The organism is Variovorax sp. P4_B11, assembly GCF_056402355.1.
Genome location: NZ_JBFUHO010000172.1, coordinates 1 through 591, shown reverse-complemented (window position 1 = coordinate 591; position 591 = coordinate 1). Strand labels below are relative to the sequence as shown.

Here is a 591-nt window from a genome sequence, read left to right as displayed (position 1 = left end):
GCCCCTGCGCCGGCTGCAGCGGCCGGCCCGATCGACATCAAGGTGCCCGACATCGGCGACTTCAAGGACGTCGCGGTGATCGAGGTGCTGGTGAAGGCCGGCGACACGATCAAGGCCGAGCAGTCGCTGATCACGGTGGAGTCGGACAAGGCCTCGATGGAGATTCCGTCGAGCCAGGCCGGGGTGGTGAAGGAACTCAAGGTCGAGGTCGGCAGCAAGGTCAAGGAAGGCTCGGTGGTGCTGGTGCTCGAAGGCGAGGGCGCTGCGGCGCCGGCGGCTTCCGCCCCTGCGGCTGCAGCCGCTCCGGCAGCCCCGGTGCCTGCTGCGGCCCCTGCGGCTGCGGCCCCTGCGCCGGCTGCAGCGGCCGGCCCGATCGACATCAAGGTGCCCGACATCGGCGACTTCAAGGACGTCGCGGTGATCGAGGTGCTGGTGAAGGCCGGCGACACGATCAAGGCCGAGCAGTCGCTGATCACGGTGGAGTCGGACAAGGCCTCGATGGAGATTCCGTCGCGAGCCAGGCCGGGGTGGTGAAGGAACTCAAGGTCGAGGTCGGCAGCAAGGTCAAGGAAGGCTCGGTGGTGCTGGTGC

At 68.7% G+C, this 591-nt stretch carries 1 pseudogene; it reads left to right on the top strand.

Annotated elements, in window-relative coordinates:
• Positions 1-30: 30 nt before the first annotated feature.
• Positions 31-591, top strand: a pseudogene (locus AC1DYD_RS41485) (biotin/lipoyl-containing protein); the annotation flags it as partial.